This window comes from Dyella agri, assembly GCF_044904705.1.
In the GTDB taxonomy this organism is placed as follows: Bacteria; Pseudomonadota; Gammaproteobacteria; order Xanthomonadales; family Rhodanobacteraceae; genus Rhodanobacter_A; species Rhodanobacter_A agri.
The window spans coordinates 125,859-150,667 of sequence record NZ_JADIKL010000005.1; the positions used below are offsets into that span (position 1 = coordinate 125,859).

At 64.6% G+C, this 24,809-nt stretch carries 19 protein-coding genes; 4 read left to right on the plus strand and 15 right to left on the minus strand.

Annotated elements, in window-relative coordinates:
• The first annotated feature begins 52 nt into the window (after positions 1-52).
• Positions 53-1,081, plus strand: a complete 1,029-nt coding sequence (locus tag ISP14_RS11030) for a polysaccharide biosynthesis/export family protein (protein WP_404539874.1) — start codon at positions 53-55, stop codon at positions 1,079-1,081.
• A gap of 732 nt (positions 1,082-1,813) precedes the next feature.
• Positions 1,814-2,893: an undecaprenyl/decaprenyl-phosphate alpha-N-acetylglucosaminyl 1-phosphate transferase gene (locus tag ISP14_RS11035; RefSeq protein WP_404539876.1), complete on the plus strand. Its 1,080-nt coding sequence runs from the start codon at positions 1,814-1,816 to the stop codon at positions 2,891-2,893.
• 99 nt (positions 2,894-2,992) lie between these two features.
• Here the strand turns inward: ISP14_RS11035 and ISP14_RS11040 are convergent, their stop codons facing one another.
• The 15 genes from ISP14_RS11040 to ISP14_RS11110 form a co-directional block, all read right to left on the minus strand.
• Positions 2,993-4,618 (minus strand): glycosyl hydrolase family 28-related protein, encoded by a 1,626-nt coding sequence (locus tag ISP14_RS11040; protein ID WP_404539525.1) that lies wholly within the window; start codon positions 4,616-4,618, stop codon positions 2,993-2,995.
• The gene (locus tag ISP14_RS11045) at positions 4,579-5,739 is read right to left on the minus strand and encodes a glycosyltransferase family 4 protein (RefSeq protein WP_404539527.1); all 1,161 of its coding nucleotides are present in this window, start codon (positions 5,737-5,739) and stop codon (positions 4,579-4,581) included. The genes ISP14_RS11040 and ISP14_RS11045 overlap by 40 nt, the downstream gene beginning before the upstream one ends.
• Positions 5,736-7,703 carry an asparagine synthase (glutamine-hydrolyzing) gene (asnB, locus tag ISP14_RS11050; RefSeq protein WP_404539530.1) on the minus strand — a complete coding sequence of 656 codons (1,968 nt, stop codon included), beginning with the start codon at positions 7,701-7,703 and terminating at the stop codon, positions 5,736-5,738. Before asnB ends, ISP14_RS11045 begins: the two co-directional genes overlap by 4 nt.
• Entirely contained in the window at positions 7,691-8,788 is a 1,098-nt protein-coding gene (locus ISP14_RS11055) for a glycosyltransferase family 4 protein (RefSeq protein WP_404539533.1), read from the minus strand. Before ISP14_RS11055 ends, asnB begins: the two co-directional genes overlap by 13 nt.
• On the minus strand, positions 8,785-10,104 hold the full coding sequence (locus ISP14_RS11060) for a hypothetical protein (RefSeq protein ID WP_404539535.1): 1,320 nt from the start codon (positions 10,102-10,104) through the stop codon (positions 8,785-8,787). Before ISP14_RS11060 ends, ISP14_RS11055 begins: the two co-directional genes overlap by 4 nt.
• Positions 10,101-11,378: a glycosyltransferase family protein gene (locus ISP14_RS11065; protein WP_404539538.1), complete on the minus strand. Its 1,278-nt coding sequence runs from the start codon at positions 11,376-11,378 to the stop codon at positions 10,101-10,103. The genes ISP14_RS11060 and ISP14_RS11065 overlap by 4 nt, the downstream gene beginning before the upstream one ends.
• Positions 11,379-11,517: 139 nt before the next feature.
• On the minus strand, positions 11,518-12,981 hold the full coding sequence (locus tag ISP14_RS11070) for an oligosaccharide flippase family protein (RefSeq protein WP_404539541.1): 1,464 nt from the start codon (positions 12,979-12,981) through the stop codon (positions 11,518-11,520).
• 33 nt (positions 12,982-13,014) lie between these two features.
• On the minus strand, positions 13,015-14,325 hold the full coding sequence (locus ISP14_RS11075; RefSeq protein WP_404539544.1) for a glycosyltransferase: 1,311 nt from the start codon (positions 14,323-14,325) through the stop codon (positions 13,015-13,017).
• The gene (locus tag ISP14_RS11080) at positions 14,322-15,419 is read right to left on the minus strand and encodes a hypothetical protein (protein WP_404539546.1); all 1,098 of its coding nucleotides are present in this window, start codon (positions 15,417-15,419) and stop codon (positions 14,322-14,324) included. Before ISP14_RS11080 ends, ISP14_RS11075 begins: the two co-directional genes overlap by 4 nt.
• A gap of 150 nt (positions 15,420-15,569) precedes the next feature.
• Positions 15,570-16,061, minus strand: a complete 492-nt coding sequence (locus ISP14_RS11085; protein ID WP_404539548.1) for an acyltransferase — start codon at positions 16,059-16,061, stop codon at positions 15,570-15,572.
• An 8-nt stretch (positions 16,062-16,069) separates the two neighbouring features.
• Positions 16,070-17,164 (minus strand): DegT/DnrJ/EryC1/StrS family aminotransferase, encoded by a 1,095-nt coding sequence (locus ISP14_RS11090; protein WP_404539550.1) that lies wholly within the window; start codon positions 17,162-17,164, stop codon positions 16,070-16,072.
• Positions 17,161-17,748 (minus strand): UDP-2-acetamido-3-amino-2,3-dideoxy-D-glucuronate N-acetyltransferase, encoded by a 588-nt coding sequence (gene wbpD, locus ISP14_RS11095; RefSeq protein WP_404539553.1) that lies wholly within the window; start codon positions 17,746-17,748, stop codon positions 17,161-17,163. The genes ISP14_RS11090 and wbpD overlap by 4 nt, the downstream gene beginning before the upstream one ends.
• A 12-nt stretch (positions 17,749-17,760) precedes the next feature.
• Positions 17,761-18,720 (minus strand): Gfo/Idh/MocA family protein, encoded by a 960-nt coding sequence (locus ISP14_RS11100; RefSeq protein ID WP_404539556.1) that lies wholly within the window; start codon positions 18,718-18,720, stop codon positions 17,761-17,763.
• 132 nt (positions 18,721-18,852) lie between these two features.
• A complete protein-coding gene (locus ISP14_RS11105) occupies positions 18,853-21,051 on the minus strand; it encodes a polysaccharide biosynthesis tyrosine autokinase (RefSeq protein ID WP_404539559.1) in 2,199 nt (732 codons plus the stop codon).
• 33 nt (positions 21,052-21,084) lie between these two features.
• Complete coding sequence (locus tag ISP14_RS11110; protein WP_404539562.1) at positions 21,085-21,519, minus strand: low molecular weight protein-tyrosine-phosphatase; 435 nt, start codon at positions 21,517-21,519, stop codon at positions 21,085-21,087.
• 1,034 nt (positions 21,520-22,553) lie between these two features.
• Here ISP14_RS11110 and ISP14_RS11115 point away from each other — a divergent pair.
• Both ISP14_RS11115 and nusA read left to right on the plus strand, forming a co-directional pair.
• On the plus strand, positions 22,554-23,096 hold the full coding sequence (locus ISP14_RS11115) for a ribosome maturation factor RimP (RefSeq protein ID WP_404539565.1): 543 nt from the start codon (positions 22,554-22,556) through the stop codon (positions 23,094-23,096).
• Between the two features lie 182 nt (positions 23,097-23,278).
• Positions 23,279-24,784: a transcription termination factor NusA gene (gene nusA / locus ISP14_RS11120; RefSeq protein WP_404539568.1), complete on the plus strand. Its 1,506-nt coding sequence runs from the start codon at positions 23,279-23,281 to the stop codon at positions 24,782-24,784.
• Positions 24,785-24,809: the final 25 nt, after the last annotated feature.

Genomic DNA, 24,809 nt, shown 5'->3' on the forward strand with positions numbered 1-24,809 from the left:
TCTTGGATCGGTGCTGCTTGTCAGCGGCTGCGTATGGGCGCCTGGGCAGGAAATGTCCGAAAAAGGCCTGGTTCGCGGCACGCCATCGGATAACAGCCAAGTCCAATTGGTGACGATTACCCCGCAGTTATTGGCGGAAAAGCAATCGCCGATAATGAACGCATCGGTACCGGAGGCGCTGCTTTCGTATCAACCAGGGGCTTACCTCATTGGGCCGGGCGACTCGCTATACATCACGATCTGGGATCATCCGGAGTTGACATCGCCGGCGGGCGCACAACAGCAAACAGCGGCGAACGGGCGCCTGGTGCGTTCGGACGGCACCTTGTTCTATCCCTATGTGGGGTCGATCAAAGTGGCGGGAATGACGATCGAACAGGTGCGTCAGACCATTGAGGGCAAGATCGCGAAATTCGTGGAGAAGCCGCAGGTGGACGTCAGCATCGTCGGCTACAACAGCCAGCACGTGACGTTCCAGGGCGCCTTCATGAAGACGGACCCACAGTCGATCACCTCGGTCCCGCTGACCTTGGGGCAGGCGCTTGGAACGGCGACCATCAACGCCGACCAGGCCAACATGTCCAACCTGATACTGAACCGCGACGGCCACGACTATCACCTGGATCTGGCCGCCTTGTACGACAGTCGGGGCTTGGCGAAGGACATCTACCTGAAGCCAGGCGATCGCCTGTTGCTCGGCTACAACGATTCCGAAGAGGTATATGTGATGGGCGAGGTCATGCGCCCGCAGGCGGTCACCTTCAGGGCGCTTCCTTACGTGACGCTGACCCAGGCGCTGGGTCGCGTCGGAGGCCTCAATCCAGTCACTGCCAATGGCAGGGCGGTCTATGTCATTCGTGGGGCGAGCGATCTGGAAAACGCCCCGGCCAAGGTCTTCCAGCTTGATGCCCGTTCACCTTCGGCGTTTGCGCTTGGAGACGACTTCAGGCTGAAGCCGGGCGATGTGGTGTTCGTGGGTGCGGCCGGCATAACCCGCTGGAACCGTTTCCTGAGCCAGTTGCTGCCTTCGGCGACGCTGGTTACCAGTGCTGCTGCCGCGAATTACAGCGCAACCCACTGATTGTCATTGCAAGTCCGCGCCATGGCCAGGTGCCATGGCGCGTGTGAATCCCTGTCGCCGTCGCATGCACGCCAAACAGCGCGTGATGGCGACGGGAGATATCAGGTCATGCAACATGGTCGTGACCATTGAGGTCATGACAACGACCTGTATGTGGCGGATACGCCAATTCAATCGCAGATGCATTTGAAATGCCTGTTGCGATTCTCATTGAAAATGAGTGTCCGGCTCAATGGCGAGTCGGCGTCTGCTGGAACAATTATTTAGGCGATTGACGTGGAATTGTGCTGAAAATTGATTCAAGGAACAGCCAGTTTTTACGGAACGTAATTTGAACATTCGATTCATGTGGCGCTCATATAAACGGGTTGTGGCTGAATAGATATTCGCGCTGTACCAGAATCGACATCCAAAAGTGATAGGTTCAAAAGCCTGACGTTAGCGCCATGTTTTCCACGCACTCATTGTCGAGCCGACGGTTGGTCCGGGATTGATCCAGGCAGGAAAAAGTATCCGTCAGGCGAATCCACTCTCCGGAGACGTAAGCCAACGAGGCATTTGCCGATTGTTGGTCGAACCACTCACACATTGAGCTCGCTCGGACCTTGGGGGATTCGATCGAGACAGGTAGGAGGCTAAAGTCCCATGCAGGAACTGCGATTGCTCCTCGATGGTTTGATTGCCGCGTGCACATCAGCTGTAGCCATCGTCGTTATGCGCCGGGTCGCCATGGTGCTTGGCTTGGTAGATCGTCCCGATCAGCGCAAGCAGCATCTTGGCGAGGTACCGCTGGTGGGCGGCCTGGCGATTTTCATGGGACTGATCGTGGGTGCGGCCTGCTACGGGGCCTTCCGGAAGTTCGAAGGGACCTTGCTTGAAACTGCCGCCGTGCTTGCCTTGCTTGGTGCGCTGGACGATCGCTTTGGCCTCAGCGTGCGGGATCGCCTGTTGACCCAGACCATCGCGATACTGACGGTGATCGCCAGTACCGGCGTCTACGTCCACACGCTGGGGCAGATCTTTGGCCACGAGGTGGCGCTCGGCTGGCTCGGCGTGCCGGTAACGGTGATCGCCGTCATCGGCCTGGTGAATGCGTTCAACATGATGGACGGCATCGATGGCCTTGCCGGCAGCCTGACCCTGATCAGCATTGCCGCCGTCCTGCTGTTCGCCTTGCCCACGCCCTTGCACCGGGTCGTCGCATTGCTGGCCTTGCTCGGCGCGGCGACGCTCCCTTACCTGGCCGCAAACCTCGGCTTCATGGGCGGAAAGATTTTCCTCGGCGACGCCGGAAGCACGCTGGTCGGCTATCTGCTGGCCTGGGCGCTGATCCGCATGAGCCAGATACCCGAAACGCATTTGTCGCCCGTCGATGTGTTGTGGTGCGTGGCGCTGCCGGTGTGCGACACGCTTTCGGTGATGTACCGGCGCATGCGCGAAGGCCAGTCGCCCTTCAGGCCGGATCGCGGCCATATCCACCATATGCTGCTGGGGTCCGGCCTGAGCCCCCGCGCCACCTTGATGGCGCTCGTCGTGCTCGCCATGGCGCTCGCGTCGATCGGCGCCATTGTCAGCGGCGTGGTGCATTCGGCAGGGGCCAACCTCGCGGTGTTTTGCCTGATCCTCGGCCTGTACATGGTGATGACCAGGCGCATGTGGCTGCGCCAGGAAGCGCGCCGGCAGGACGAGAGCCGCAACGAGCGGCATACCCTCTCGTCCGGTTTCGCCGTACCGCGGAGAGAGCATGCGTGCGAGACAAGTGGTAGCGGAGCCAAGGTGCTCCGTTCGGCGGAACATTCGAATCGCCAGTGAGTCTACGCGGCAAGCCCTGAGGCAAACCCGCAGGAGTCCAAGATTCGTTAGTGCGGGGAAGGCGGGAGCGTTGCAATCACCGCCGCCCGCGCGGTGCGGTCATCTGAGCCCTTCGAGCTGGATCGTCGCGCCGTTCGCGATGTTCCGTATGTCGTCCTCGATGTCGTTGGCGTATTCGATGGAGCGCTCCACCACCAGATGGCCCCGGCTGATGCGCATCTGGTTGCTCGTACTCAGGAACGACATGGCGGCGGCGCCCGGCGCCGCGTTCGCGCTGCGCCTTATCTTGTTTCCGGAGATGATCACCGCCTCGATCTCCCTGGAGTTGTCGGGCGTATTGCCCTCGGCGAAGTTGATGCAGGAGCCGTGGATGTCGACGAAGACATTGCCCGCGCATACCAGCCCGTTGGCGCCAAGCACCCCGATCGCACCCATCTGCGGGCGTATGGCGATGAAGGTGTTTCCGGTGATGATCGTGTCGATGGCGTTTTCGCTGGTCCGGTAAGCGAAGGACCCCAGCCTTATCGCGTCGCCGCCCGGGCCGGAACCCGGTGGCGAACGCTGGAAGGTGCAGCCGCTGACCTGCGTGCCGCTCAAGCCATTGACTGCGATGTCGACGCGAACCGAGTTGAGGAAGTGGCAGTTGCGCACGGTGAGGTTGTCGGCCACGTCCGCGGGAGCCTTGGCCCTTGTCGCGGTATCGATGCCCCAGTAGCAGTTGGTGAACTGGCAGTCGGAAACGAGCCAGTCATGGATATTGTCGCCCGCCTGGTGCCCATTGAAGAAGGTGATGCCCGCGGTGTTCACCGTATCGATATCGATGAACTTGCAATGGGCGATGGTCACGTCGCGGTACACGCTCCAGTTGTGATCAGGCTCGAAATCGATGCCGCCCACCGAATGCGACAACTTCGCGTTGCCGATGTTCTGGAAGACGCAGCCTTCGACGGTCAGGTGGTCGCAGTCGATGATGGACAGGCCGTTGCGGTTGTCCTTGACCGCGCCGTCGAACAGGCAGTTGCGCACGACGATGCGCTGGTTGTGGCGTTCGGTGTTGTGGAGCGTTCCCGATCCGACGTACATGCCGTCGCCGCGGAAACCGTAGAACGTCACCCGCTCGACGGTCATGTCCGAAGTGGCATTGACGGCCAGCAGGTAGAAATACTGCTGGTAGCCGAACTCCGCCACCCGTCCGTTGAGCTTCAGGTCGTGCAGATGGATGTTGCGCATGTTGCCCGCCGGATCGCTGCTGCCACCATCGCGGACGTAGGTGGCGAGCATGAATTCGCAGCTCGGCGAACTGTCATACGCCTTCAGCTCGCTGGCATTGCCCTCGCCGCACAGCTCGATGCCGGACTTGAGGCTGAGCTGTCTTACGGGATAGACCCCGGCCGGCACGAATACCTTGCGTCCAGCCATGTCGATGGCCGCCTGGATGCCACTGGTGCAGTCGTGCGAGCTGTTGCCGTTGCGGATGGCGGCGTGTTCCGCCGCGGGCAGGAAGTCGAGGACATTCGTTACTTGCGACGAGGATGGCATGGCACAGTCTCCGGTCGTGTGCGGTTTCCGCGGCGCTGCCGCGATTCCTATGGATTCCCGGTCGATTCCATCGCGGATGGATGCGGCTCTCCGAACGGCACATGGCGTGTGTTGCGCCAGGCACGCATGGCCCGGCAGATGGATGCCTACAGGGACGATTCGACCGGCGCCGTCGCCGGGTCGCACAATTCCGCGTAAACCTCCAGGGTGTGCTGGATGACGATGCGCTCGTCGAACTGCGACCGCGCCTTGATGCGGGCCGCATCGCCCAGCCGGCGCGCAAGCGCCGGGTCGTCCCGCAGTCGCCGGATGGCGTGCGCCAGCGCCTTGCTGTTTTGCACCGGGACCAGCAGGCCATCGACGCCGTCGGACACCACCTCGCGGCAACCGGGGACGTCCGTGGTGATCAGCGGAAGTCCGCAGGCCGCCGCCTCGACCAGTGTCCTCGGCAATCCCTCCCGATAGCTCGGCAGCACCACGACATCGACCGAACCGAGCAGGCTGGCCATGTCATCGACATGGCCTAGCCAGGTGACCAGTTTTTCGTCCACCCAGCCGCGTATCGTCGCTTCCGGAACCGCGGCCGGGTTGCCGGGATCCGGAGTGCCGGCGAGCAGCGCGTGGATGGTGCAGCCCTGCAGGCGCAATTGCCGGATCGCGGCGATGAATTCGTCGAGGCCCTTGTCCCAGAGCAGCCGGCTCGCCAGCAGCACGCGCATGCGCCCGTCGCCGGGCGGTTTCGTGTGGGCCTGGCTGGCGAACTGCGCACAGTTCACGCCCGAACCGCGGATCAGGCGGATATGTGCCTGATCGACGAGGCCGGCCTGCTCGAACAAGGCCACGTCGTCCGCGTTCTGCAGAATCAGGCGGGCGTCCTCGCCGCCCAGCGCCAGCCGCATCAGGCCGCGCACCACGGGGCGCAGCAGCCGGGCCTTCAGGTCCGGGCTGATGAACACGTAGCCCATGCCAGCCACGGCATTCACCCGGGCCGGAACGCCGGCCAGTCGCGCCGCCAGCGAGCCATACACCGCGCACTTGATGGTGAAGCCATGCACCAGCATCGGCCGTTCGCGCCGCAACAGCCGGACCAGATGCCACAGCAGCGCCAGTTCACGCAGCGGGTTGAGGCTGCGCCGCTGCATCGGCACCGGTTCCCAACGCAGGCCCAGTGCGCGCAACTTGTCGCCGTAAGGTCCGGGTGGGGAAATCAACAAGACCTCGTAGCCCGCCCGTTGCAGGGACATCGCCAGCGCGCGGCGGAAGTTGTAGAGGTACCAATCCGTGTTGGCGAACAGGACGGCTTTCATGGGGACACCCTCCAGCTTTCTTCCAGCCACGCCTGGAACATGAGCACCGTCCACAGCGGGTACTGCCAGTTGCGTCGGCCGCTCAGATGCTCGTCCCACTTTTGCCGGATCGGTTTCGGGTAGAAATAACCTTCCCGGCGCAGCCGACCCTCGTCGAGCAAGGCTTCCGCCCAGTCGCGCAGGGGGCCGCGCAACCAGCTGTCCAGCGGGATGGCGAACCCCATCTTGGGTCGTTCGACCAGTGTCCTGGGCACGTGCCGGTACAGCACCTGGCGCAGCAGCCACTTGCCTTCGCCGTCGCGGATCTTCCGGTGCAGGGGGACGCGCCATGCCAGTTCCACCACGCGATGGTCGAGCATCGGCACGCGGGTCTCCAGGCTGTTGGCCATCGCGGCGCGGTCTACCTTCACCAGGATGTCGTCGGGCAGGTAGCTCTGTGCATCCATCGCCATCATCCAGTCCGCCAGGTTGCCGGTGCGCGGCCACGCGCTGGAGTCGGTCAACAAGGTCGACGGCTCCCGCGCGCCGATCACGATGCTGCCGGGGTCCTTCCACTGGCTGGCGAGATTGAGGAAGAAGTCATGCCCGCTGGACTGCGCGAGCACGTCCGCCAGCTTCTGCGCCTTGTCGCCCGGCGTGGCCAGGTGCCAGCGCTTCGGCAGCAGCGGCTTGGCGCGCTCGAACCATTTGTCCCAGGTCGCCGGTGACATGGCGCGCAGCGCGCCGGCACCGGCATGCCGGACGAAGGAGGGCAGGCGCTGCATCTGCTCCCATGCCGTGCGCGCTCCGAGGTAGCGGTTGTAGCCGCCGAACAGTTCGTCGCCGCCGTCGCCGCTCAAGGCCACGGTCACTTCACGGCGGGTCAGTTGGCTGATCAGGAAGGTGGGGATCTGCGAGCTGTCGCCGAACGGCTCGCAGAAGATCGAGGGCAGCCGCGGAATGAGCGCCAGCGCATCCTCGGGGCGCACGTACAGTTCGGTGTGCTCGGTGCCGAGATGCGTGGCCACGGCCTTGGCATGCGCGGCCTCGTCGTAGTCGTTCTCGCCGAACCCCATGGTGAATGTCTTGATGGGGCGGCGGCTGCGCGCCTGCATCAAGGCCACGACCGTGCTGCTGTCGATGCCGCCGCTGAGGAACGCGCCAAGCGGCACGTCGGCCAGCATCTGCGCGCCGACGCTGGCGCCGAGCTGCGTCTCAAGCGCGTCGATGGCCTCCTCGTCCGTGCCGTCCAGCGGATGGTCCAGGCCTGCTCCGACCGCGTCGTTGTAGCGCCAGTACGGCCGCGGTTGTGCGTCCTGCGGCGCATCGGCGGGGATGCGCAGCAGATGCCCCGGGCGCAGCTTGGTGACGCCACGGTGGATGGCGTAGGGCGCAGGGATGCAGTTGTGCCGCAGCAGCAGCGCCAGCGCATCGCGATCGATCTCGGCGCGGAACTCCGCATGCGCCCGCAGTGCCTTGAGTTCCGAGCCGAACAGCAAGGAGTCGCCCTGCCAGCCGTAATACAGCGGCTTCTCGCCCAGGCGATCGCGGGCCAGCGTCAGCGCCCGCTGTTGCCGGTCCCACAAGGCGAACGCGAACATGCCGACGCTGGCCTGCAAAGTATGCTCGACGCCCCAGGCGACGAAGCAGGCGACCAGGGTCTCGGTGTCGGAATGCCCGCGCCATTTCGGCGCACCGCCTTCGGAATCCAGGCGTGCACGCAGCTCGAGGTGGTTGTAGATCTCGCCGTTGAACACGAGCACGTAACGTCCGCAGGCCGAGTGCATGGGCTGGTGACCGGCGGCGCTCAAGTCGAGGATCGCCAGGCGCCGCTGCGCCAGCGCGATCCCGGCCACCTCGTCGCACCACAGACCGCCGTCGTCGGGGCCGCGATGCGTCAGCCGCGCCGACATGGCCTGCACCTGTCCCTGCAGCGCTTCGCGCGTGGCGCCGCGCCATTGCCAGAAACCGGTCAGGCCGCACATCGGCGTTGCCCCGCGTCGTGCAGCAGTTGCGCCAGCCGTGGCGCTTGCGCGGCCACGCTGTATTCGTCCTCGACGTGCGCGCGGCCCGACCGGCCCATGCGTGCGCGCAAGGACGGGTTCGCGATCAGCCGTTCAAGTCCGTCGCGCCATGCGGGAGCGCCCTCCGCCAGGAAGCCGTCCTCGCCGTGGCGCACGATGTCGAGGTTCGCGCCGACCGCAGAGGCGACCACGGGCAAGCCGCAGGCCATGTACTGGATGATCTTGTAGCCGCACTTGCCGCGCTCCCACGGGCCATCGCGCAGCGGCATGATGCCGATGTCCATGCGGGCGATCGTCGCGGCCTCGCTGTCCTCGGACCAGGCCGCCACCTCTGGCACGATGCTGCCGAATTGTTCGGCGACCTCGGCCCGCGGCCCCACCAGCAGCAGTTGCGCACCATGCTTGGCGCAGACCTGCTCCAGCACGTCGCGGCTGTCCAGCAGGTACTCCTCGGTGGCGGGCGAACCGATCCAGCCGATGATCGGCTGGCCGCCGCCGGTGTGCGTCACCGTCGCGTAGCGCCGGCCGTCGACCACCGTCGGAATGATCTCGACCCGCGCCGCGCCCGCCTGCGAAGCGCGTGCGGCCAGATAGCGGTTGCCGGCGATCACACAGGCGGCGCCACGCATGACCCGGTCGATCTTGCGGCCCAGCATGCGCCGCACCAGCGGGTTCGGCGACAAGTCGTACTTGTGGAACAGCGCATCGTCGTAGTCGACGACGTATGGCCGGGTGGATCGCGCCAGCATCGACTCGATCGGGTAGGGCAGGTAGGGGAACAGCTCGCCTTCGATCCAGGCGAGGTCGTGCTCGTCGCGGCGGAGCAGCTGCGCGACCCGTCGGCAGCAGTAGCGCCATGCCAGATAGCGGGTGCTTCCGGGGCGGTTCCCGTACAAGGTATCGAGGTAGTCGTCGGGGAACAGTGCATGCACCTGCACGTCGATGCCGTGCTCCTGCAGCTGGGGCAGGTATTGCAGGCTGCGCAGCCGCGAACTGGGGCCGAGCCGTGAATACCTGGAAAACAGCAACACCCGGAGACGCTTCATTCCGGAACCCGCCGCAGGCTTGCAGGGTAGTCGACGAACAGCGCCACCATCGGGACGACATACATCCACTGGAACGAGAAGGCTTCGATGTAGGGATTCGTGTTGGTCGCGAGGAATGCGCAGAAGAAACCGCAGAACATGAACTTGTGCACGGGCGGCAGGCGGCATGCATACGCCAGCCGCAGCACGGCGATCATGTAGATCACGAACGGCAGCGCGTAGACCAGCGCGCCGACGATGCCGACCCGGTAGATCGTGGCCAGCCACACCAGCTCGTAGCGCCAGGGGTGGATCGGGTCGCTGATGAAGCTGACGCCGACGCCGTGGCCGGAGCCGATGCCGTTGTCACCCAGGATGCCGGCGTACAGCGAATGGCCCATCTGCACGCGTGCTTCGCCACCGCCCGAGGCGAGCTTGGTGGTGACGACGTCGATCACCTTCGACAAGCTGATCTGCGTGTAGGCCTGCAGCAGAAACAGCGCGGCCACCACCGCGATCATCGTCGGCAGGCCGTACCGGATGATGCGGGTGATCGCCGACTTGTGCGGATGCTGGGTCGTGCGCGGTGTCAGCATCAGGCCGAGTAGCCAGCCTATCGGTACCGCGAGGATCAGCGCCGAACGGCCGGAAGTAAGCGCGCAGACCAGCAGCGCCGCCAGCAACGCAAGCCGCAACAGCCGGCCCTTGATGAGTTCGGGCGAGCTGAAGAATCCGCCGCACAGGAAGATCAGCGAACCATAGACGTGCATGGTGGCGCCGGAGAATCCCTCGTTCTGGTTGATGTTGGCGCCCTGGAAGAAGAAGGCCACGGCCGCCGCACCATGCCTGAGGTAGAGATAGAAGAACAAGGCGACGCTGACGGCACACAGCAGGCTGAGCATGGCGAACCAGTGGATCAACCGGTCGGCGCCAAGCCGCCTGACCAGGGCTTCGGCGATGAACGTCCACAGCAGGGGCGAAAGTATGTAGATGGCACCCACCTGGACCGTGGCGACCAGCGGCGCATCGTGCATGCCGCCCACGATCATGTAGACGATCGTCACGATCACCGAACAGGCGTACATCGTCAGCAGGTTCCTGAAACCGGGGCCGATGCGCAGTCCCGGCAGCGCCAGCAGGAACGCCAGCCCCATCACCGCCGCGGTGGAGATGGGCATGGAATTCGGTATCACCACGGAGAGGAACAGCAGCAGCGAGGCCGTGCCCAGGAACATGTGGCCCACGGTGAGCCGGTACCTGCCTGTATCCTCGAGCGCGTCCAGCGGCAGGAACGGGCCAGCCGGTGCGGTCGGCGACGGAGCGTTGCCGGTACTCATGGCAGCACCATTTCCGAAAGCCAGCGATCCAGCATGCCGGCTTGCGCGGGCTTGCTGTAGGGGCTGACGTCGCGGTGCGCTGCAAGTGCAGGCGACGACAAGGCGATCCGCAAGGCATCGGCGGCCGCTGCCTGTTCGCCGGTGAGCAGGCTACGTCCTGCTCCCGTCTCGGCGAGGATGGCGGTGGCCGCGTTGCGCACTCCCGAGATGCAGACGATGTCCGCTCCGGCGGCGAGGTACTCGAACAGCTTGCCGGTGGCGCAGCTGGCCCGCGAACCGGTCAGCAGCAGCAGCTGGTCGCAGCGCTGCATCAGCTGCAGCGCCAGCGGGCGTTCCACCGGTCCGATCGCGCTGACGGAAAACCTGGCACGCTGGAGTGTGGCCTGCTCCGCGGCCGTCAGCTCCCCCACGAACATCACGTGCTTGTTCGCCGCGGTTTCGGGGGATGCATTCAAGGCATCGACGAAGAAGTCGAGACTGTTCGACGCCGACCCGTCGCTGGCGCCGATGCGCCCGAAATGCCCGATCAGCGAGGCGCCGGGCGGAACGTGCCGGGCGAGGATGGTAGCGGCGCGGGTGTCGTCGCCGGTGGTGCCGCCGGAGGCGGCGAAGTCGGCCGGGTCGTAGCCGTTGGGCAGGGTCGCCGTGGCCTTGTCCGGATAGCGCCGCTGGAAATCCGCCACCAGGGGCGGGCTGACCGAAGTGACCAGGCCGGCCGCGGCCACCACGCGCGCCTCGATCAGCGTGCGCATCCAGGTCCGCAACCGGCCGGGTTTGCCCAGCGGCTCGAAGACCAGCCCATCCCGGAAATCCTGCAGGCAGCCGATGCGATGCCGGCTGGCCAGGCTGGCGGCGGCGACCAGGGAGTCGATCGGCGAATACGTGCCGATGGCTACACAACGCTCGCCGGCGGCCAGTTTCTCGACACACAGCCGATCGGCCTCGGCCAGCGCCTGGACCAGCCAGGGCCGCTCGCTTCCACCGCCGCTGGCAACCAGGAACGGTAGCGGACGCACGAAGGCCGCCGCCAGCGTCAGCAACGACGCTGCGGTAGAGGATTCGCTCCCCACGCAGCGTCCGGGCAAGGGGAAGATGGTGACGCCCGCGGTCGATGCGGTGGTCGCCATGGGCGCGCCCGCCGCAGGTTCGCGGGCGAACACGAAGATCCGGTACTTCGTCGTGTCCAGGTATTTCAGCAAGCCCTTGAACCGCTGCGCGGCGATGTTGCCGGACAGGTGGTGCGCCGCGAACACGAACAGGTTGATCTTGGTCATGGCCGCACCTCCGACTCACCCGCCATCGCGCCGGCGGGGATGGCGACGCTGCAGAGGGACGCGGCTTGCGCCCGGATGTCTCCGCGCCGCCGGCGACGTCCGACATGGCGATGCGACCTGCAGCAGGGCACGGTCCGGCTCATGGCAGGCTGCCTGGAACCTCTTCCGGCTCCGGTTCCGGGTAGGCGCGTTCCGACTTGAGTGCCTGGCGCAGCGACGCGTGCATAGCGGCCCATTCGACGCGGAAGCACCAGATCACGACCGGCAGCAACGCCAGCCAGACCAGGCCGACCTGGACCGGGGCACGCGGACCGAGTACCAGCGTGGCGATGGAAAGGCCGACCATGGCGGTGACGAACACATACAGCCGTGCGCGCGGAAACGGTCGCCAGACGTGGGCCGAGGCCTCGGTTCGCGCCACGAAGAAAGCGAGGAACGCGATGGAGTTGGCGACCACCGCGCCGGCGGCGCCATAACCCGGTACCAGCCACACGCTGATGACCACATTGACGAGCAGCGCGGCCACGGTCGACCACAGCGACAACATGGAGCGGCGCGTTATCCCGATGCCGACGCAGGTCACTTCGGAAAGCGTGTAGAGCAGCGGCTCGCCGATGCAGCACAGCATCAGGTACTTCACCTGGTGGTAGTGCGCGGGCAGGATGAAGTCGATCAGCCAGGACATGGTCCCGCTCAGGACCCAGAGGGTGCAGACCACGGCCAGTGCCTGGTGGGCAATGTGGTCGACCCGTCGCATGTCCACGCCGTTGGCCACCCACTTGTAGACCATCGGCGCCCACAGCACGGTGAAGATCGTCTGGAACACCACGCCGACGCCGGCGAAACTCATGGAAACCGAATAGATCGCCAGCTCCGGCAGGCTGGACAGCGAGCGCAGGGCCAGCGTGCTGGTGGCGTCCAGTCCCCAGTAGGCCACGCCGGCGAAGATCAGCGGCGCACCGTAGTTGATCAGGCCACGGACCTGTGCGCGGGAAACCGGGGCCCGCAAGGCCGGGCTCCACTCGCGCCAGGTATTCAGGCTGTAAACGAACAGGACGGACAGCAGCGATGCCAGGTAGGCCGCTTCCAGAGCGCCGAACGACCGGGAAAAGACCGGCAGCGCCAGCACGCCGACGGCCAGCAGCAAGATCACCTTGGGCAGGATCTGGCTCATGGAAAACGCCATGCCGCGATCCTGCATGCGCAGGATGAGCGACAGGAACCGCGAAATGAAGCTCACCACCACGCAGGCCACGAGCGTCCAGTAATACGCGGTATGCCCCAGCCCGAACAGCCAGTCGGCCAGCTGCTTGTCGATCGGCATGGTGAACAGCATCGCCAGCAACATCAACGCAAGCCCCGGCGCGAAGCAGGCCTTCAGCAAGGCGCCGCGATCGTTCCACTCGTGGTATTCCCGCACATAGGCGCGGTCCAGTCCCAGGTTGAACAGCAGCACGCCGAACGACACCGCGATCTGCACGATGTTCAACCGGCCCACGTCGGCGGGAGGGAATACCCAGGCGATCACCGGCACCGTCACCAGGCCGAGCCCGGCGGTGGCGATGGGGCCGATGGCAAATGCCAGCACGGTTCGAATGTTCACCCGTTGACCTGTCTAGTTGAGTCACTGTCACGTTCACCGTCTCGCCGCTTGCCGGGTCCGGTACGCCGCCCCGGGGGCAGCCTGGGCCGGTTGCTTGTCGCCGGACGCACCGATGGCGACCACACTCGCTACGAAATCCTGATAATTCCTGGCAGCATCGAAACCGGCCTCGATCGCCTGCCGCGCCTGCGCGCGCCGGTCATCGCGCCGGTCGTCGAACGCCACCTGCGCCATCGCCTCGGCGATGTCACGGCCATTGGGGCAGGGGCTCAGCAGCGCGCCGCAGCGATCGGACACCAGGCTGGAAACGCCGCCCACGTCGGGAGCAACGGCCGGCACACCCGCGCTCATCGCCTCCATGATGGAAACCGGGACGCCTTCGGATTCGCTGGCGTTGACCAGCACGTCCACCGGCGTGCCGAGGTAAAACGCCTTGACGGCAGCATTGGGCAAGTCGCCGGCGAAGGTGCAGGCGACGTTTGCCAGGCCACCCAGTTCGACCCTTGCCAGCGCCTTGATCTCGTCCAGCAACGGGCCGTCGCCGATATGCGTCCAGCTGATGCCGACGTCCGGATGGCGCTGGCCGAGCAGGCCGATGGCGCTGACGATCTTGTCCAGCCGCTTCACGCGCAGGCAGAAGGAAACCGACACGATATGCAGGCGTCCGTCGGCGCTCGGGCGTGCGAGTGCGCCGGCCAGCGGCACGCCCAGCGGGCTGATGCGAATCTTGCCCGGCGGTGCGCCGTAGGTCCGCTGCAGGTAGCTCTGCGCCTCGCGCGACAGTGCGAAGATCGCGTCGTAGCCGGCGATGAACTGTCGCTTGAGCGGCATGTAGCCATCCCTGCGCCGCGCCTCGTACAGATCGAAGCCATGCACGCGCGAGACGACTTTGCGGACCGCACCGTACTCCTTGGCCAGCAGTGCAGCGCAGGCCTGCGTTTCGTTCCAGTAGCAGTAGGCCACGTCGATCGGGCCATAAACCCTGGCGTACCGCCGTAGCTGCGCAGCCTGTTCGAGCACCTTGGAGGTGTGCAGCAGGGCGCGTGCAGCGGTGTGCAGGTTCATCTTCCGCGAGCGCCGCAGATAGCCCAGCTCGCGGCGGAAAATTGCAGAACACAGCGCCAGCAGCATGAACCACAGCCGCCAGGCTTTTGCGGAGCGCGCCAGGTCGAGATCGACCGCGATGCCCGCGGGCACGGATCGCGGCGTTCCCGTGGCCAGCGCCGGCAGCAAGGCCACGCTGGCGTCGGTGCGCGCGGCCCAATAGCCGATCTCGTCCTCGATGAACTGCTCGCCGGGGAGGTAGGGATAGGCGTTGGTCAGGATGGCGACGTTCACGGTCATGCAGCCATACCCGTGACGACGATGTCGGTCACGCTGTCCTGGTAGACGGCATGATCGACCTCGAAGGGAACGCTGATCTTGAAGCAGCCCACCGCGGCCAGGCTCGTCGTAAGCACCCGCCGCCAGTTCGCGGTCACTTCCTCCATCGTCAGCATCGCGGGGCGCGCGGTGGCCAGCGCGTTGTATTTCTCCCAGTAGAGGTGGTCGTGGAAAACGCTGTATTCGGCGCTGATGACGGCGATCGTCATTTCGATGGCGTTGGTCAGGCCCAGCTCGGACACGCATATCTCGGGCACGTCCTCGCGCACCACGTAGTACAGGCGGGACAGCGGCGCCGAAGCGGATTCCACGCGGTGGTACAGCCGGTCGGGCGACATCTTGCGTCGCACGTTGGCGGAATTCATGTGGTTCTTGATGTTGAAGTGCGCGCGGTCGATCCACCCGCGTCCCGCGAGGATCTCGTTCTTCATCGCGTTGCCGACGCAGTTGTAGCCGTAGATCTTCGGCCACGCCATGTTGCCGTTGACGCGGGCGGTGTCGGACATGATGACGATGTCGTCGCTGACGAAGCCGACGTTCTCGCTGCCCCTCAGCGCGAGCAGGGCCGACGACTTGCCGACGCCGGCGGTGCCGGCGAGCAGGCAGGCACTGCCGCCGATCGTCACGGAGGCGGCATGGATCGGCACCACATCCTTGAAGAAATAGACCGACGGCACCAGCACGAACTCGTGCAGGATCTGCTCGAAGGTTTCGTTCTCGCGCGAGTACTCCATCGACAGCAGCTTGTGGACCGTGCGCCGGAGGCCGCGTCGCGGCTTGACGATGACGTCCACCTCCAGGCGGTCGCCGCTGGCGCGCTCCCAGTACACGTCGACCGCGGGAAACGAGGTCAGCATCCCGTGCTCGAATGTCTCGTGCACCCTGGGATTGATCGAGGAAGGTTTGTACGCAGGTACGGCGTGGCCGATGCGGATGTTCACCATGGGTTCGCGGTCGCCGGCGTCCGCGTACAGCGCCAGGCTTTCCGCGAGCAGCGCTTCCAGCGCCGCGTCGCCGGAAAACGCATAGCATTTGCCGAAGATGATCTTCTTCATGGGCGCACATCCTGTATCGGTTGCCATGAAGGACGGGGCGCGTCGACTTCGCCTCCGTGTCGATGCGCCAAGCGCTGCCATGTCTTGAAGCCATGGCCGTCGCCACGCGGCTTGCGCGGATAGCCGGAAGTGTGGGTCAACACCTGCATGTCATCGCTCCCTGATCACCCTTGCCGGCACGCCGGCAATCACCTGGTTGTCCGGTACCGAGCGCGTCACCACGGAATTGGCGCCGACGATCACGTTGTTGCCCAGCGTGACGCCCTCCCGGATGTAGACGTTGTCGCCTATCCAGCAGTCGTCGCCGATGACGATGTCGCGCTCCAGGTGGACGATCGGGCCGGCTGCGTTGTTGGTCGGCTTGTCCTGCGAGTGCGTGATCGCCTTGATCGACACGTTGTAGCCAATGGCGCAGCTGCGGCCGATGATCACTTTGGAATGTGCGCCACATGACAAGTGCGCCTGGTTGAGATAACTCTGCTCGCCGATCAGGAAATGCTGCTTCGGGCCGATCAGCTTCGATCCCAGACCGATCGTGGCGCGCGGCGATATGCCGTCGTACTTCCGCATCCGGCGGGCGTGACTCCTGCGCTGCGCCCAATCGACGGAGCCGCTTATCAGCCTGGCGAGCAGATCGAGCATGCGCAGGCCTACCTCACCGGCGCCATGGCGAGGTTTTCCACGACCAGGCTTAGCTGCGATTCCGTCAGGTAGGGGTGCATGGGCAAGCTGAGCACCCGCCTGGCGGCTGCGTCGCCCACTGGAAGCTGTGCACCGGCATCCGCCACCGCCGGTTGCTTGTTGATCGGAATCGGGTAATGCACCACGGTGGGAATGCCGGCGTCCTTCATGCGCGCCTGCACCGATTCGCGGTCGTCCACGCCAACGGTGTATTGGGCGTAGACGCTGGTGTTGTGCGGTTCGATATAGGGCGGGGCGGCAACGTCGCTCTCGGCGAGCAGCGCGCCGTAGCGGGCGGCCACCCGCTGCCGCAACTCGATTTCGTCCTCGAAAATCTCCAGTTTGGCCAGCAGGATGGCCGCCTGCAGCGTATCCAGTCGGCTGTTCACGCCGACGCGGGCATGGTGGTAGCGGCGATCCTGGCCGTGGCGCGCGATCTGCCGCATCGCCACGGCGAGCTGGTCATCGTTGGTGAAAATCGCGCCGCCATCGCCATAGCAACCCAGCGGCTTGCTCGGAAAGAAGCTGGCGCAGGCGATCATGCTCAAATTGCACGAGCGTCGTCCCTTGTAGCGCGCGCCGAAACTCTGCGCGGCATCCTCGATCACCGGAATGCCATGCCGGTCCGCGATCGCGTTGATGGCGTCGAAATCCGCGCACTGCCCGTAGAGCGACACCGGAATGATCGCGCGTGTCCGCAGGGTGATCGCCGCTTCGAGCTTGGCGGGATCGAGGTTGTAGGTGCGCGGATCGATATCGACGTACACCGGCCGGGCACCAAGCAAGGCCACCGTCTCTGCGGTGGCGATGTAGGTGAAGCCCGGTGTGATGACTTCGTCGCCAGCGCCGATGCCCAGCGCCATCTGTGCGATCTGCAAGGCGTCCGTGCCGTTCGCGCAGCTGATGCAATGCCGGGCGCCGACGAAGGCGGCAAGTTTCTCTTCCAGCTCGGTCACTTCCGGCCCGAGAATGTACTGACCATGCGCCAGCACGCGCTGGATGCCGGCATCGATCTCCTGCCTGATGCGGGCTTGCTGCGCCTTGAGATCGATGAAGTCGATCATTCGGCCGCCTCCTGCCTGCGCAGCGTGCGGCCATCCAGCACATAGCGTGCGCCGCTGTGCGCGCAGACGTCCTCGGCATGGCCTTCCAGCGGCAGCTTCAGTCGTTCGCCGAACTCGCTCATCCAGCCGACCTGGCGGGCAGGCACACCCACCATCAGGGCATAGGCCGGTACGTCGCGATTGACCACCGCGCCGGCGCCGATGAAGGCGAACTCGCCGATGGTGATGCCGCAGATGATGGTGCAGTTGGCGCCCAGGGTGGCGCCGCGGCGGACCACGGTGTCGCGGTATTCGTCCTTGCGTTCGATCAACGAGCGCGGGTTGTAGACATTGGTGAACACCATGCTGGGACCGCAGAAGACCCCTTCCTCCAGCGTCACGTTGTCGTACACCGACACGTTGTTCTGGATCTTGCAGCGGTCGCCGATGACGACCTTGTTGCCGACGAATACGTTCTGGCCCAGCGAGACCTCCCGGCCGATGTGCGCGCCGGCGCAGACGTGCACGAAGTGCCACACGCGCGAGCCGGCGCCGATCCGGGCGCCTTCGTCGACAATGGCGGAAGGGTGAAGGTAGTAGTCCATGCGGTTCACTCTTCAGGCTTGTCGTTTCAGGAAGGGGTGGGCGTTGTCCGCGGATGGGGCGGCCTGACTGTTGCGGATCGCCGCCACGGTATCGATGGCAGTGCGGCTTTCTTCCGGGCCAAAGCCGTGGCCGGCGAGGATTTCCTCGTAACTGCGGTTGTGCAGGTCGGTGAAACCGCCGGAAAACTCGATCTCCTCGCCGTCCACCGTGATCGAGCGGAAGGTGCGCTGGCCGGCAACGCGTTGCGCGGCGGGCATGTCCTCGACGTCCACCGAAAGGAACCAACGCACGCGGGCATTCTCGTATTCGAGGTAGCCGGCCGCTTTGGTGTCGTCGCACAAGTGCACTACGTTGATCTGCAGCGCCCCGAAGATGTAATGCAGCATGTCGAAGAAATGCACGCCGATGTTGGTGGCGATGCCGCCGGACTTCTTCGTGTCGCCCTTCCAGCTCTGCAGGTACCAGTGGCCGCGCGAGGTGACGTAGGCGAGGTCGACCTCGTGCTTGCCGTGTGCCGGTCCGTTCCGGACTTTGTCGCGCAGGGCGATGATCGCCGGGTGCAGGCGGAGCTGCAGGATGGTGTTGATGCGCTTGCCGGTTTCCCGTTCCATCTCCACCAGTCCGTCGATATTCCACGGATTGAGCACCAGCGGCTTCTCGCAGATCGCATGCGCGCCGGAGCGCAGGGCGAAACGCATGTGCGAGTCGTGCAGGTAGTTCGGCGAGCAGATGGCGACGTAATCGATCTGGCCGCCGTTCTTCGCACGCCGGCGCAGATCGACGTGCCGGTCGAAGCGCTCGAATTCGGTGAAGAAGTCGGCATCCGGAAAATGGCTGTCGATGATGCCCACCGAATCGTTCGGGTCGAACGCGGCCAACAGCCGGTTGCCCGTGGCCTTGATGGCCTGCATGTGGCGTGGGGCGATATAGCCGGCGGCGCCGATGAGGGCAAAGTTCTTCAGGCTTGGCATGACGCTGATCCTGCGTGGGTCCGGGGGGCGTTGGCGGCGTCGCGCCGATCGATCGGAGGCGCAGCCGTCATGCGTTCTCCCGGTGCATGACGCCCGCCTCGCCGCGAGCCGCGCGGGTACTGCCGCGGGCCGTCATTGGAGTGCCTTGCCGACGCCGTAGTAGGCGTAGGTGTAGTAGCCGCCGCTGCGCTTCTCTACGGCGTTGAAGATGGCTCCCTTGATCGGGACGCCGTTCTGTTCGAAACGCTGCCTGGCCAGCGCGATCTCGCGCGGCTGGTTGAGCCCGAAGCGCACCACCAGCAGGGCGGTGCCGGCGTGGTGGCCGATGACGGCCGCATCGGTCACCGCCAGGATCGGCGGCGTGTCGATGATGATCAGGTCGTACATCAGCTTCAGATGGTCGATCAGCGCGGAGAACCGGGCGTTCATCAGCAGCTCGGAAGGATTCGGCGGCACCTTGCCGCGTGCGATGAAATGCAGGTTCTCCAGCGGGCCGATCTGGTGCGTCGCCTCGGCTAGGTCCGCCTGGCCGGAAATCAGTTCGGAAAGGCCGACCTCGGACCTGCTGCCCACGATCCTGTGCAGCGTGCCCATGCGCATGTCGCCGTCGATCAGCAACACCCGCTGGTTGCTTTGCGCGATGACGGCGGCAAGGTTGGCGGCAACGAAGGTCTTGCCGACATCCGGGCTGGGCCCGGAGATCATCAGCACGTTGTTCTTCGCTTCCAGGCGGGCGAAATGAAGGCTGGTACGCAGGCTGCGCAAGGCTTCGGCGGCCAGGTCCGCCGGCGCGTCCACAACCAGCAGGCGCTGCTTGCCGCTTCCGTGCAGGCGTTTGCCTTGCAGTGACTGCTCGCGCAGGCTGACCGGGATGGTGGCGTACACCGGCAGGCCGATCCGTTCGATGGCGGCCGGGTCCTCGATGCTGCGATTGAGCATGCGGCGGACGAAGACGCATACCAGGGCCACGAACGCGCCGAGGAACGCGCTGCCCATCACCACGATCAGCTTTTTCGGCCACACCGGTCGAGTGACGTCCACGGCGGCGCTGTCCACGATGCGCACGTTGCCCACCGTGCCCGCGCGGGCGATGTCCAGCTGCTGCGCCTGGTTGAGCAGGCCGGTGTAGGTGTCGTTGCTGACCTGCACATCGCGATTCAGCTTCAGCAGCTCTTGTTGGGTGTCCGGCAGGCTGCCCACCTTTTTGTCGATCGCACCTTTCTGCGCTTGCAGTTGGCCGATCTGCTTCATCAATGACTTGTAGGCAGGGTGCTCAGGCGTGTATTGCCGTTGCATGTCCGCTTGCTGCAGCTGCAGTTGCTGCAGGTTGGTCTGGATGGCGACTTCCTGGTTCAGCAGGCTCTGGGTCTGCATGCTGATGTCGACCGAGTGCGCCTTGATCTGATAGGCGTTCAACGCCGCCGTGGCCTGTTCCAGGGCCTTGCGCACATTGGGGAGCTGCTCCCGGACGAATTTCAGGCTGTTCGCCGCCTCGGCAGAGTTGCGGTCCACATCCTGCAGCACGTAGAGCTCGCCGACCTGGCCGAGCAGCTTGGTGGCCAGCGCGGGATCGGAATTGTCGTAGGTCATCTGCAGGATGCCCGAATCCTTGCCCTGCTCGGTGACGTTGATGGCCTGCTGCAATCCGTTGATCACGGTCAGCTGGCGGTGGCGGATGACACGGAAGCGCATGCCCGGGTTGGCGAGCAAGGTCTTGATCTGGATGGTTACGCCGCGACCGCTGGCGGATTGCCCCGCCTTGCCGCTGAGCAGGACGTCGCCGTTGTCGTCCAGCAGAACGTAGCCGCCGTCTTCGCCGGCGATAAGGTTCAGCGGCTTGTCCAGCAGGGCGTCAGGCACATCCAGCTGGAAAATGTCCAGTTTCGAGCCGCCCCAGTCATAGCCGTTCATCCCGAACCAGGGTGCGGCCACCTTGCCGGGGTTGTGCGAGGCATAGAGACGCGCAATGAAGTTTCCGAACAGGGGGAAGCGCTTAGGGCCACTTTCGATGGTGAGTCCTAGCTTGTCGACCGCGGCGCCGAGCACCATGCGCGAGGTGATCAGCGCGGATTGGGTGGTTGCCTCGGGATCTTCCGCCCCGAGCGTCTGGCTGAGTGCGCTCAAGCCAGGCAGGTCCGGGACCTTCTGCTCTACCTGTACTGTCGAGCTGGCCTGATAGACAGGCGTGGCCACGATGGCATAGATAATGCCGAGAGCCACGAAAAAGCCAATGATGCGGCCGATAAGCCATTTGTGATCGCGAAGTGTTCCCAGCAATTCGCCAAGGTCGATTTCGTTATCACGTTGCACGGGTTCAAGGGCGTTAGTCATATGGATTGCCATCTGATGACATGAAAACAGGATTCACAGATAAGTTTTCCAGCTGTCTACTCCTCTCGCGATCATTTCGTGGACATATTCGAAAGTGCTGCGATTCTGTCGATAAGGGTCGGGGATGTCGTCTTCATCCACCCATTTGTCCAGTAGATAGACCTTGCCGCGAATTTCCGGCGCAAGATGAATCATTGCCGCGACTTGGCTCTTTTCCATGCCCAATACCAAATCGGCTTCACGCAGCATCAACGGAGTGAGCTGACGGGCGCGATGCATTGCCCCGTCAATGCCGCTTTCGGCGAGCAGCTGCAGGGCGGTTGCGTCCATGGGCCTTCCGACGGGCGCGCAAAGCCCCGCGCTGCTGAAGGCAGCTTGACGTGAACTCATGCGCTGTCGAAAAAGGTATTCCGCCGTAGGGCTGCGGCAGACATTACCCATGCAGACGATCAATATCCGATCAAACACAGCGCCGTCATACTCCCGAATCCCGAGTCAGCGTCGATCCAAGGATGCTAGAAATGGCGGTCTCTACCTCCGGCAAATTTTCAGTAAACCCACACATGGTGAGTTTCGTGGCCCTGTTTCGAATTAAATTGCGCCTCTCAATGAGAGGATCGATAACGAGCGACAGGCCGGTAGTGGTGGCCTGCTTGTTATTTCGTTTCCGGCGTTACACGGGAGTGCTGGTGTGGCGATTACACGAGCCGGAAATGGTCTGACGTCGACAGACCTAAATGAGGAGGACCGATGATTGCACGTTCGGATTGCAAGTCAGTGAACAGCAGCCAAATGCTCCGCCCCATGACCGCTAATCGCGCGCAGGCATTGGATTTATGCCGTGTGTCGCGTGGCGGTCGTTAATGTGAAATTTCACGCCGGCTTATCTTGTGCGTGGGAGTCGCGAACCGGACATCGTTCGGGCTCGCGGGTCCGGTGCCGTCGCGGACGGTCGCGTGGACGATCCATCCGCGTACGTATCGCCTCGCCGCAGGCGTATCGTCGTGCAACTGAAACAGTCTCGCAGTTTGGCGTGTTGCGAAGACTTGTGTGAGGAGGTATCGCCTGGTTCGTCGCGTCGTGCGCAGTGGACTGCCGAGCCGTTTCGTCCCGCGATGCAGAAGGCAGTCCCGGTTTGGCTGCGCGGGCCCGACGCGCGCGGGCGCGGCGGGGTGCCGCCTTGCGATGCGATGCCGTTCCAGTTATGCTTCGCGAACTCTGATGCGGCCAAGCGGCGGTTTGAGGGTCTCGATTGATCAGATGGAGACCGCATCCTGCCCCCGCTACCAGATCTTTCTTGGACAAGAAAGCCTCCTCGTGAGGCTTTTTTGTTGGGCGCAGGATGCGCCGTGCCTGCTGCGGCTCACGTCGCGCGCAGGCGCCGGAGGGGCTGCCTGGAGTCGGGACATCGGCGAGGACGCTCCGGCAAGGAGCAGGGAATGGGCCGCTTGAGCCCATTTTTTGTTTTTGCGACCTGGAATCGTATTGCTGGAATCGTATTGATGGACACGCACGCACTCGCACAACGCTTCAGCACCGTCCTGGCCGATCTCGGCCTGGAATGCCTGGGCGTGGAATTCACGCCGTCGCAGGGGCAGAGTACCCTGCGTGTCTATCTCGACATTCCCGCGGGCGCTGCCGATGCCGATGGCGAGCGCCGCGAGGTGGGCATCGAGGATTGCGAGGCAGCCAGTCGCGAGCTTTCCGCGCTGCTGGACGTGGAAGATCCGATCCCCGGCCATTACACGCTGGAGGTCTCTTCGCCCGGCCTCGACCGTCCGCTGTTCACCGCCGCGCAGTTCGCGCGAGTGATCGGGCAGGAGGTGAAGCTGCTGCTGCGCGCGCCGCTGGAAGGGCGTCGTCGCCTGCGCGGCAAGCTGCTGGCGGTGGAGGGCGAGCACATTTCGCTGGAGGCCGAGGGCAAGGTGTTTGCCTTCGAGCATGCACAGGTGGAAAGCGCACGGGTGGTGCCGGACTGGATGGCGCTGGGCTACGCGCCCAAGCCCAAGCCCGGCAAAGCCCCCAGCAAGAAGCGGGTTGATTGAAGCGTCATTGAAGAGTGCGACCATGGATGGTCGCTTCTTGACCTTCGCGTTCAAGGACGAACGCAAAAGTAATTGAAGAGTGCGGCCGTGGGTGGCCGCTTGGTGATTCTCGCGTTCCAGGGACGAGCGCAAAAATTCAAGTTATCGAGCGGTCGCCGGTGGGCGCCCATGGAGTTGCTGCAATGAGCAAAGAGCTTTTGCTGGTGGTCGACGCGGTTGCCAACGAGAAGGGCGTGCCGCGCGAGGTGATCTTCGAAGCGATGGAGGCTGCGCTGGCTTCCGCCGCCAAGAAGCGTTACCCCGACGAGGAGCCGGATATCCGCGTGGCGATCGACCACGACACCGGCGACTACGAGACATTCCGCCGCTGGGAGATCATCGCCGACGACGGCGAGATGGAGTCGCCGTTCTACCAGCTGCGCCTGATGGACGCGGTGGACGAGCGTGCCGACGCCCAGGTGGGCGAGTACATCGAGACGCAGATCGAGAACGCCGAGTTCGGCCGCATCGCGGCACAGGCCGCCAAGCAGGTGATCGTGCAGCGCGTGCGCGAGGCCGAGCGCCAGCAGGTGGTGGATGCCTACAAGGATCGCGTCGGCGAGCTGATCACCGGTATCGTCAAGCGTGTCGAGCGCGGCAACATCTACCTCGACCTCGGCGGCAACGCCGAGGCCTTCATCCCGCGCGACAAGACCATTCCGCGCGAGTCGGTGCGCGTGGGCGACCGCGTGCGCGGCTACCTGTTCGAGGTGAAGTCCGAGGTGCGCGGGCCGCAGCTGTTCGTGTCGCGCGCGGCGCCGGAATTCATGATCGAGCTGTTCAAGCTGGAAGTGCCGGAAGTCGGCCAGGGTCTGGTCGAGATCAAGGGCTGCGCCCGCGATCCGGGCGACCGCGCCAAGATCGCCGTAGTGGCCCACGACAGCCGCACCGATCCCATCGGCGCCTGCATCGGCATGCGCGGTTCGCGCGTGCAGGCGGTGTCCAACGACCTCAACGGCGAGCGCGTGGACATCATCCTGTGGCACGAGAACCAGGCGCAGTTCGTCATCAATGCGATGGCGCCGGCCGAGGTCCAGTCCATCATCATGGATGAGGACAAGCACTCGATGGACATCGCGGTGGCCGAGGACAAGCTGTCCCAGGCGATCGGCCGCGGTGGCCAGAACGTGCGCCTCGCCAGCAAGCTCACCGGCTGGCAGCTCAACGTGATGACGCAGGACCAGGTCGCCGCCAAGAGCGAGGCCGAGCAGGAGGCCGCGCGCCAGCTGTTCATGGACAAGCTCGAAGTGGACCAGGAGATCGCCAACATCCTGGTGCAGGAAGGCTTCTCCAGCGTCGAGGAAATCGCCTACGTGCCCAGCGCCGAGCTGCTGGCGGTCGAGGGCTTCGACGAGGACATCGTCGAGGAACTGCGTGCCCGCGCCCGCGATGCGCTGCTCACCGAGGCGCTGGCCGTCGAGGAGACCATCGACGAGCACCAGCCCAGCGAAGAATTGCTTGAGCTGAAGGGTATGGACGAGACCACGGCCTATGCGCTGGCGGCTCGCGGCGTGGTCACGGTCGACGATCTTGCCGACCAGGCGGTGGACGACCTGATCGATATCGAAGGCATGACCGAAGAGCGTGCCGCGTCACTGATCATGGCGGCACGTGCGCCGATGATCGAACAACTGGAGAAGGGCGGCTAACCGCGAACGGCCGCGCCCGGGATGG

Bases quoted from the DNA above. Each gene is read 5' to 3' on its own strand.
- ISP14_RS11030 (WP_404539874.1), top strand. From the start codon at position 53: ATGTCCGAAAAAGGCCTGGTTCGCGGCACGCCATCGGATAACAGCCAA.
- ISP14_RS11045 (WP_404539527.1), bottom strand. From the start codon at position 5,739: ATGAAAGCCGTCCTGTTCGCCAACACGGATTGGTACCTCTACAACTTC.
- asnB (WP_404539530.1), bottom strand. From the start codon at position 7,703: ATGTGCGGCCTGACCGGTTTCTGGCAATGGCGCGGCGCCACGCGCGAA.
- ISP14_RS11055 (WP_404539533.1), bottom strand. From the start codon at position 8,788: ATGAAGCGTCTCCGGGTGTTGCTGTTTTCCAGGTATTCACGGCTCGGC.
- ISP14_RS11060 (WP_404539535.1), bottom strand. From the start codon at position 10,104: ATGAGTACCGGCAACGCTCCGTCGCCGACCGCACCGGCTGGCCCGTTC.
- ISP14_RS11065 (WP_404539538.1), bottom strand. From the start codon at position 11,378: ATGACCAAGATCAACCTGTTCGTGTTCGCGGCGCACCACCTGTCCGGC.
- ISP14_RS11075 (WP_404539544.1), bottom strand. From the start codon at position 14,325: ATGACCGTGAACGTCGCCATCCTGACCAACGCCTATCCCTACCTCCCC.
- ISP14_RS11080 (WP_404539546.1), bottom strand. From the start codon at position 15,419: ATGAAGAAGATCATCTTCGGCAAATGCTATGCGTTTTCCGGCGACGCG.
- ISP14_RS11085 (WP_404539548.1), bottom strand. From the start codon at position 16,061: ATGCTCGATCTGCTCGCCAGGCTGATAAGCGGCTCCGTCGATTGGGCG.
- ISP14_RS11090 (WP_404539550.1), bottom strand. From the start codon at position 17,164: ATGATCGACTTCATCGATCTCAAGGCGCAGCAAGCCCGCATCAGGCAG.
- wbpD (WP_404539553.1), bottom strand. From the start codon at position 17,748: ATGGACTACTACCTTCACCCTTCCGCCATTGTCGACGAAGGCGCCCGG.
- ISP14_RS11100 (WP_404539556.1), bottom strand. From the start codon at position 18,720: ATGCCAAGCCTGAAGAACTTTGCCCTCATCGGCGCCGCCGGCTATATC.
- ISP14_RS11105 (WP_404539559.1), bottom strand. From the start codon at position 21,051: ATGACTAACGCCCTTGAACCCGTGCAACGTGATAACGAAATCGACCTT.
- ISP14_RS11115 (WP_404539565.1), top strand. From the start codon at position 22,554: ATGGACACGCACGCACTCGCACAACGCTTCAGCACCGTCCTGGCCGAT.
- nusA (WP_404539568.1), top strand. From the start codon at position 23,279: ATGAGCAAAGAGCTTTTGCTGGTGGTCGACGCGGTTGCCAACGAGAAG.